General features: G+C 42.9%; 5 protein-coding genes and 1 pseudogene. 1 reads left to right on the top strand and 5 read right to left on the bottom strand.

The annotated features are described in order from the left end of the window. Together PX484_RS04185 and PX484_RS04180 are read right to left on the bottom strand one after the other, a co-directional pair. A pseudogene (locus tag PX484_RS04185) lies at positions 1-300 on the bottom strand (YdcF family protein); the annotation flags it as partial. A gap of 547 nt (positions 301-847) precedes the next feature. Next, positions 848-3,505 (bottom strand): DNA gyrase/topoisomerase IV subunit A, encoded by a 2,658-nt coding sequence (locus PX484_RS04180; RefSeq protein WP_287767417.1) that lies wholly within the window; start codon positions 3,503-3,505, stop codon positions 848-850. Between the two features lie 82 nt (positions 3,506-3,587). Here PX484_RS04180 and PX484_RS04175 point away from each other — a divergent pair, with 82 nt between their 5' ends. Further along, the gene (locus PX484_RS04175) at positions 3,588-3,992 is read left to right on the top strand and encodes a response regulator (RefSeq protein WP_287666611.1); all 405 of its coding nucleotides are present in this window, start codon (positions 3,588-3,590) and stop codon (positions 3,990-3,992) included. A 257-nt stretch (positions 3,993-4,249) separates the two neighbouring features. Here PX484_RS04175 and PX484_RS04170 read toward each other — a convergent pair whose 3' ends face one another. The 3 genes from PX484_RS04170 to PX484_RS04160 form a co-directional block, all read right to left on the bottom strand. After that, positions 4,250-4,942 carry a M15 family metallopeptidase gene (locus PX484_RS04170; protein ID WP_287767418.1) on the bottom strand — a complete coding sequence of 231 codons (693 nt, stop codon included), beginning with the start codon at positions 4,940-4,942 and terminating at the stop codon, positions 4,250-4,252. 63 nt (positions 4,943-5,005) lie between these two features. Next, positions 5,006-6,607 (bottom strand): DNA phosphorothioation system sulfurtransferase DndC, encoded by a 1,602-nt coding sequence (dndC, locus tag PX484_RS04165; RefSeq protein ID WP_046663220.1) that lies wholly within the window; start codon positions 6,605-6,607, stop codon positions 5,006-5,008. A gap of 158 nt (positions 6,608-6,765) precedes the next feature. Next, a partial coding sequence (locus PX484_RS04160) for a DNA sulfur modification protein DndB (protein ID WP_288102956.1) occupies positions 6,766-7,946 on the bottom strand: 1,181 nt, incomplete at its 5' end.

Here is a 7,946-nt window from a genome sequence, read left to right as displayed (position 1 = left end):
TTTTGGCGCTTTTGCCCGTTCAAATAGTAATAAAATACAGGGATCTTCCGAGCCTTGGGAAATTAAAATTGGTATATCGGGGTATTGCTGGGCTAGATTGGCTACATAAATTTCCCGACGAATGCTGCCCCCCAAAACTAAGATGGCCTCAACGGGTTTTTGTTGATTAATTGACCAGCAGATGGCTAAATTAGTCGCTAAATTAAAGATAATAAACCCAAAAACTGCGACCAGAGTTAGTTTTAACCATCTTTGCCAATGCCGGTGTTTACGCGCAACATTTTTCGGTTTTTTCGCCATTGACTTAGAGACGATGTAGGGTAGCTCAAAAAATAGATTTACTTCAGTATTGCACAGCCCGAAACCCTCATGAAATCTTGGGTTATTCTCAATTAGTGCGAAGATTTTATCAATAAGTCCAATTGATCGGGGTAAGCTAAAACGCATCTTAGATGCGTTTTAGCAAGGCAGGAGGCAGGATTAATAAGCGGTTGAGAGTTTTTTGAATTATCAAGATATGTAACTGAAGTGCCTCTAAGCTTACCCCTTAGTAATTGATCAGGGAAAAAAGTGAGAGATTTCACCCAGATTACACTGATAGACAAAATTAACAAATCAACTTTGCTTTAACTCATACTACTCAGTCCTCTATGCTAAGATGATCCAAAAAACGCAAGTTTTTAAGTTGATGGGCAAAAAAAGTTTAATTTTACTCAATAACTAGGGCGTTATTTCTAAGACAGCTCGAAAAAATCAAATTTTGAGTGACGGAGAGCCTTGTTAGTTATTTAAAATTATTCCCTCTTCACCACTGTATATCTAGGAGATTTCCTCGACCAACACTTTGTTAACAAAATCCCCTATTCGAGGTGTCCTGTAACAATTGTGCTTTGATAATTTTTTCTGTGGGGTTGAGTTTCACTAATTGTGAACCTGTCCCGTCTTTACCCGTAACCATCACAGTTTCTACCTCTAAGGGTAGTTTTCGATTCTGATTGGTACTTAATAACACTATACTCCCCGGCCGCGCCGCTACCATGGCCGCTAAACTATCCTGTTTATTGACGAATTGTAAAGCGGGTGAACCAAGATCGCCTAATTGTGATAAGCGTAAATTCTCGATCGCCAGTCTTTTCGCGTAACCCAATCCCGAAATCAGCAGCAGATTTTCCCGATGGGGGAGAGAAACACAGCCAGCTAGATGTTCCCCGTAGCGCAATCGCAAAATTGCTAAACCCTGAGCGGATTTACTCATCATTGGCAATAATTCCTCGCGCACGGGATAACGCAACACCCGACCGCTACTGGTGGCGATCGCTAAGTCCAGGCCTTCGTGAGTAAAAATAGCACCATATAGGCGATCGTCTTCTTTCAATTTCATCAGGGACAAACCCCGACTACCAACCCCCTCTAATTCATCGATGGGAAGCCGCTTTATTCGCCCCTGTTGACTCAGTAAAAGCAATTCTTGATTTTTTTGAGGTTCCGTCAAGAAAAATTGATTTAACACGGCTTCTGACTCTTTTTGTGCGGTTTTGGTCAGCAGACTGGAGATTAACACTGGTTGATTCGCTTGCGGGGGGACTTCCCGGGTAGCAATCGGGTAAGCTTTAGCATTATCGAGGATAACTAGGAAATTTTCCCGTTTTTCGATCGCCTGTTGATAGATAATTAAACCCCGCTCTGGCGCTCGCTGTTCCGGTGTCGTCCAACTAATTTTATCTTCGGCATCAAGCAATAAAATTGCATTTTCTGGGGGTTCTTGGGGCGTAAATAGGCTTAAACTCGGTGCATTCTCACTCTCAGGCTTTTTCTTAACTTTATTCTCCTGTTTTTTAACTTCTGCCTTCAAAGAGGGTGTGGGGTGTGGGGTGTGGGGTGTAGGTAAGGAAACCTCTTTCGTCTGTGGGGGTGAAAATTTTTTCATCGGGACTGTCTCCTGTTTTTTCACCACAGAATCCTGTTTCTTCCCTTCTGTCTCCTGTCTCCTGTCCCCCGACTTGCCGGTGCGAATTTTTGTCCGTCTGCTATCGGCGAATTTTTTCTTTAAAGAGCGCAATTCTTTTTTCAGAGACTTGAGAAACTCCTGACGGTTATGGAGGAGGGTTTCTAACTGTTGAATTTTTGTTTGTAATTCCGTCGCTTCCGTCTCTAACTTTTGTCTTTCCAAACCAGTTAAACGACGTAGGGGCATAGCCAAGATAGAATCAGCTTGAGGGTCACTAATGCCCAATTCTGCCTGAAAACGATACTTAGCCGTCGTCCCATCGGGAGCATTTTTGAGAATATCCACCACTCGATCGATATTCTGCAAAGCTAATAATAAACCCTCCACTAGGTGTAAGCGATCGCTGGCCTGTTGCAACTCGTCGCCATACTGACGGGTGAGAGTTGTTTCTCGAAAGCGCAAGAATTCCTGTAAAACTTGTTTTAACGATAACTGCCGGGGTTGATTATCGACTAAAGCGAGGATAATTGCCCCAAAATTAGTCTGCAGCGCCGTTTGTTGGTATAAAGCCGCCAAAACCTGCTGCGGTTGACTTTCCCGCTTTAATTCAATCACCACCCGAATGCCTTCGCGATTGCTTTCATCGCGGATATCGGCAATTCCCTCCAATTTCCCTAAATTGACTAATTCAGCGATTTTTTCAATCCATGCCGCCTTATTCACCTGAAAAGGCAACTCAGTAACCACAATTGCCGTCCTTTCCCTTCGGCGCTTGCCCTCAATGATAATTGTTTCAGTTTTGGCCACTCCGCGCACGGGAATAATCCCCCTACCGGTGCGATAGGCCTCGCGAATGCCGGTATCATCTAAAATCTCGCCTCCCGTGGGAAAATCGGGACCGGGGATAATTTCTACTAACTTTTCCTCGCTTAAATCGGGATTATCAATCAAAGCGATTAAACCTTCCACCACTTCCCCTAAATTATGGGGAGGAATATTAGTCGCCATCCCCACCGCAATACCAGAACAACCATTAAGAATGAGTATCGGTAACTGAGCGGGTAAAACAACGGGTTCCTGTTGAGAATTATCAAAATTACTGTTGAAATTAACGATAGCTTCGCTAATTCCCCCTAAAACCGCCTGATCACCGATGCCGGCCAAACGGGTTTCTGTATAACGCATGGCCGCCGGGGGGTCGTTATCGATCGAACCAAAGTTACCATGGCCCGATAAAAGTGGGTAACGACTGGAAAAATCCTGTACCATACGAACCAGTGCCTCGTACACTGACTGATCGCCGTGGGGATGATATTTACCCAACACATCCCCCACCACCCGCGCACATTTGCGAAAGGGGCGATCGGGAGTTAAACCCAGTTCGTGCATAGCGTATAATATGCGACGATGTACTGGTTTTAGTCCATCGCGTACATCCGGCAAGGCTCGCCCCACGATCACACTCATGGCATATTCTAGATAGGAGCGTTCCATCTCTTGGTGTAAAGCCGTGGGTATAATTTGACCACTAGCTAAGAAATCCAGTTGTTTGGCCATGAGTCTCTCGTTTTTAATCTGTCTAGCTGTGAATCATAAGGCATTTTGCCCTTTTTAACCTTGTTTATCCCTGAGCTTCCCTATGACAACTGTTTTGATTGTAGAAGACGACCCGATAAATTTTCGCGTTTTTGCCAAAATTTTGACCAAACGAGGTGGTCTAGAGGTCAAAGGGACCGAAGATGTGGAAGAAGTGCTTCGTATTGCTCGGGATAAGGAAGCGGACGTGATCTTAATGGATGTCTCCCTCTCCCATAGTGTCTATGAAGGGAAAGCGGTAGATGGCATTAAAATCAGCCAAATTCTCAAAGCTAACCCCGAAACCGCCGATTTACCCGTTATTCTCGTCACTGCTCACGCTATGGAAGGCGATCGAGAGAATTTTCTCAAGCAGAGTCGGGCCGATGGTTATATTTCTAAACCAGTGGTTGATCACCAAGCTTTTGTTGATCAAATTTTGGCGATCGTCGATCAGAAGCCGGTCTAAGCTTTGAGTCTTCTTTTGTTAGTATATCAGTATTGATATAGGGTGGGCTGAATAAATCTTAAAACCTTATTGGGTAAGACTTTTAGACTTTTTGTCAATCAAAAAGTACCGGCGACGGAAGTGATTGGGGGGAAAATCCCTGGACTTTTCCCCTGAAAATTAGGTAATTGACCCCCTCAAAATCGGTAAAACCCTACACCCTACACCCTACACCCTACACCCTGTCCCCACAAGAAACTTTTTGCCGCAAACCCTACTTAATCCTCCACTCTGCCATAGATGGCGTAGGCTCGATCGAGCGACCAGGCCCACATTTGATCCCCTAGGGAAAAATGCCACCATTCCCCCTTATGTCGGCTAAATCCCGCCTCCTCCATCACTTTAGCCAATAAAACTCGTTTTTGATGATAACTCTGTTCTCGTCGGCTTTTTGCGGCGATATAATAATCGGGATGCGATCGCTCTCCGATCTCATCGATTTCTCCCCCCATGTCGATGGCTTGTCCCTTCTCGTCCACCAGGGTAATATCGATCGCCGCTCCGGTACTATGGGGAGGCGGAGTGGCGGCATTATCGCTGGGAATTGCCCAAATAGTGTAAACTTCTGTTAAAATCGCTTGACTTTCTGCCTCCGATAGTTTCTCTTTGGCTAATCCTCTTGTGTCTAGGAGAGTCTGAAAACTATAATCGACCATAAATTGTTGCACTTCCACCGGTCGATAGGCATCAAAAATCAAAATTTGCCAACCAGGTTGATAGACTTGCAGGCGGTTTTGAGCGTCAATCAGAGCATTTAACACCCCTTGTCGCAAAAAATAGGGAGATTTACCCCGATAATTAGCTCCTAATTTCTCGTAAGCGTGGGGAGAAGGGATAACAAACTTATCTGCGGGTATAGGTACTAGGGGTTCCCCACATTCACGAATAGGAATTTTTTGGTAGGGTTTCATCGCGTCGTCGGGAAACAGTAATTTTATTGATGGTCAACTCGATCGCCAGTTTACATAAACCCGTTATTCCTCCTCCTCATCGGTTGTAGGGAATTTCATACTGGCCCAAGTTAACTGTTTTTGCGGGTCTTTTTCCGGTTCACTAAAACTCTCTTTGAGTTGTTCTTTCACCTGAGCAATATTGCCACTTTGAGCGGCATTCTTTAGATCATAGACATAACGAGCATTTTCGATCGCTTCCTCTTTACTACGAGAACTAGACTCAAAGCATTTTTCTAGGTCTTTGTAAATACCCTTGCGAGAGATTTTGAGAAAATATTGACGTTCCGTATCGATAAGTTTAGCCAATAATTCTAGGTGCATGGAATCCTCGGCACAGATATCCGCGAGGATATCCCATTCTTCACTCCCCAAAAGATTATTATCCGCTCCAGGTCGCGGGTCTTGAAAAGTTTCTCCAGTCACTTGTTTATAAATCTTCGGTAATTGGTCATCAAATTCGTGCTTTTCTTCCCTCCAAATCCGGCGAATTTCGCTGAGTTCCTCCGTGGTAATTAGGGTAATATCTTTCATATCCTCTGGGGCATTAGTACGCACGCTCTCCTGGGCCTCTAATACCCTTCTCAGCCAATATTCCCGCCATTTTTTAGTATAAGGTCCCGGTATAGGTTCGATCGATATTTCTCCATTTAAGTTTCTTTCAAATAATTGTACTTTCCCAACAAGACGACGGAAATCACGTCTCTCTCTATCATCCAAAAGGTCTAATTCATTTCTAAGTTCTACGAGTGGTTGTAACCATTCCTTTTCTTGGTCATTCTGAACCATCATACTCAGAGATGTATCTTTATCTACCAAAGTACAAACCCAACAACCAAAACGGGAACTTCCACAGCTAGGACTGGAGGTATCTACCACCAGGGGACATTCATTATCCGCAGTCGCTCCTCGATACATTGCTAATAATTCTTTGTTGTCTCCTCCCCAGGGATTTTCCCACTGCATTAAGTACATCCATACTTCATCAGTACGCCAATCTTCGATCGGACTATAAACGAGAGAATTGGGCATATTTGCATTAGGACTCAAACGCTCACGAAGTCTTTTAGCTTCTAATTTTTCCATCACCTTAGCACGACGAGAGCTTTCTGTTTTGCGGATTCCCAAAACTAATATTGTTTCCCCACAATTTCTGATGACTTCACGAATAAAGTTATTAGAAGCGTTAATTTTCAGTCTTCCAGTACACCAACGAAATTTCAAACGGGGAGCAGGATAACCCTTACCTATTAATCCACTCCAAAAGCGATCTTCTACAGCAGGATAGAGTAAATGTGATTTAAATGGCATTCTATGAGCTTCTGAAGCTTTTTCCAGCTTTTCCATCGACTTTCTAACCCATGCGGAGACAATGGGATTTTCAACCATTGTGTCGGTGGTGATCACATGAATAGTTTTTTGTCGCTTCTCTAATGGTAAAGCAGCGATCGCATTCCAGATTAACTGTAAAACTGCTGAACTATCTTTTCCCCAAGAAACACCAATAATCCAAGGAATCTCATCTAAACAGTAGAGCTTTTGTACTTCTTGAGTCAGTAGTTTAATATCTTCTACGAACTCATCAATAGTACGATTCGGTAGTAGAGAGGTTTGGATTGCGGTCATTACATATATGCTTTTAAAGTTCTCCTCTCTATACTGTATGTCTAATTAGTAAAACCTATCAATAGTCACAGGAAAAGAGAGATAAAGCAAAACTGCTCGATCTCTGCTTGTGATTTCAGAAGGTATATAAGACTGAATTGCTCTAAATATACTCGAAACTAGATTAAAATTATCCCAGTTTTCTCTTGTACAGCATCTCTGGCGATTTTAAACGCTTTATCGACTGCTGTTGTCTGTGTAACTATCTTTTTAGCACCAGCATCATCAATCACGATACTATTTAGCCATAAAGCTGAGTCACGGGTATAATCCAAACCCGCAAGTGCTTTAATTAGAGCTTCTCGCTGTAAATCAGTGAATTCTTGTCCAAAAAAGATGAAATGTCCAATTCGACTAAGTACCTGAAACCCAACGGTATTAAAATCCACACGCTGTTGTCTGAGATCGTACAAGTTGAGATTGACCGTTTGAGATGCAGGTTGTAGCAAAAGTCGCCAAGTATCATTGTTTTTGGCGAATTCTGTGTAAAAAATCTTCAGTCTCTCTAACATTAGCAAAAATTCACTCTTACTTTGACGAGAATGAGATTCTATAACTGGTTTTCGAGATGAACCAAAAAGAAATTCAGCGACACCGATTCTTAACTGACTCATAGTAAACATATATTTGGCGTCTTTTCCGATAGTACGAGAGATTTTATCAATCCGTCCATTGAAAATGACTAAATCTTTAGTAATTGTCCGAGTCAACTTAGCAAGAGGATCAGTAACGTCGAAAGCAGCCAATAAAGCAGGAGGGATGGGTTTATTTTTGGCACAATCGGCAAAATCTTGATGAATTTGATCCATATCTGCTTCTTGAACTACCAGCACAGTTACGCTGTCGTTACGCAAGTCAGGTTTTTCAGGTAAAACTTTTTCGATCGCTTTTAACCGATGTTGACCGTCAGTAACATAAAGTTCTACATCTATTGGCATAACAGCATAACCGAATTTGACTGGACCTGCACCATAGGTAAAAACTTTGATCGGTGTATTCGAGTTAAAGATGAATGGGGGCAAAATATACTGATCCGTATCTTGCAAATACTTTGCAATCTCGTTAACGTGCTGGAGAATAAGTGGTCTGTTCATGACTTCATCCGCATTAGACTTATTCTTTTTAGCTTCAGCACTCTGTAATTTTGCCAATTCAATCAGCAGACTACAAGGTAGAGAAAAAACTAGATGAGTTCTTCCCCCCTGTTCGTAAACATGACAAATAAAAACTCTCGCTCCTGATGTGGCCGAATCAGCGAAAGCTAAAGTCTGCGCTTCATCTTGTCTTTGACAGTGTACGA

This window comes from Microcystis sp. M49636_WE2, from assembly GCF_030065375.1.
Taxonomy (GTDB): domain Bacteria; phylum Cyanobacteriota; class Cyanobacteriia; order Cyanobacteriales; family Microcystaceae; genus Microcystis; species Microcystis aeruginosa_C.
This window is presented reverse-complemented; position numbering and strand designations above follow the sequence as displayed.

Coding starts and splice junctions, on each gene's coding strand:
- PX484_RS04175 (WP_287666611.1), top strand. CDS start 3,588: ATGACAACTGTTTTGATTGTAGAAGACGACCCGATAAATTTTCGCGTT.
- dndC (WP_046663220.1), bottom strand. CDS start 6,607: ATGACCGCAATCCAAACCTCTCTACTACCGAATCGTACTATTGATGAG.
- PX484_RS04180 (WP_287767417.1), bottom strand. CDS start 3,505: ATGGCCAAACAACTGGATTTCTTAGCTAGTGGTCAAATTATACCCACG.
- PX484_RS04170 (WP_287767418.1), bottom strand. CDS start 4,942: ATGAAACCCTACCAAAAAATTCCTATTCGTGAATGTGGGGAACCCCTA.